The sequence below is a fragment of the Mesorhizobium sp. CNPSo 4688 genome (assembly GCF_057784295.1).
This window is the reverse complement of the sequence record NZ_JBWLUY010000091.1, coordinates 1-675: the sequence shown is the minus strand read 5'-3', so window position 1 is coordinate 675 and position 675 is coordinate 1. Positions and strand designations below refer to the sequence as shown.

General features: G+C 63.1%; 2 protein-coding genes. One reads left to right on the top strand and one right to left on the bottom strand.

All coding sequences use genetic code 11. From position 1 onward, the window contains the following. On the top strand, nucleotides 1-303 hold a 303-nt coding region (locus AC04SH_RS34915), incomplete at its 5' end, for a sunset domain-containing protein (protein ID WP_488481877.1). 190 nt (nucleotides 304-493) lie between these two features. Here the strand turns inward: AC04SH_RS34915 and AC04SH_RS34910 are convergent. Then, nucleotides 494-675, bottom strand: a 182-nt coding sequence (locus AC04SH_RS34910) for a WGR domain-containing protein (protein ID WP_488481876.1), incomplete at its 5' end; no start/stop codon positions are given.

Genomic DNA, 675 nt, shown 5'->3' with positions numbered 1-675 from the left:
CTGCAGGAGAAGGCCAAGGCGGCAAAAGTCGGCATCTGGGCAGGAACGTTTGAAGCGCCTTGGGATTGGCGTGCCAAGCATCGCGCTGACAACGAACCGCCATCGACGATCGCTCCCCTGCTCGCAGCGTCGCCCAGTGCCTGCAACATTAAGGGCAACATCAGTGCCCGCGGGGAGCACATCTATCACATGCCTGGCCAAGAGTATTACGATCGCACCGTAATCACCACCAGCAAGGGAGAGCGCTGGTTCTGCAGCGAGGAAGGGGCGGTGGCCGCCGGTTGGCGCAAAGCAAAGCGTTAAGCCACAGGGGCAGGTATTGCCCTGCTTTTCACCTGCGCTGGCGCGGGCCGCGGACCGCTGAGGCTTCAACGGCCCCGAAAGTGCGAGCATGAGGCAGCGTCAATTGATGACTTCCCACTGGCGACATCGCGCACGCCGGGTAAACGAGCGACTTTGTTCAAAGCCTGGCTTCCGTCGCCCTAGCGGCTGCCTAGCAACCAGACGGGATCGCTTCTGCGCGTCGGGCGGATCGCGGCTGATAGCCACGCATCCGCTTGGCGCGCAGCAGCTCGAGGAAAAGGGCGACGGCTTCACCCTCGGTATCAAAGGAGTGCTGTATCGTGCGGCCGGTGGTTCCAATCCGGCCCCAACGCCGGACCAGGCAGGTCTGGC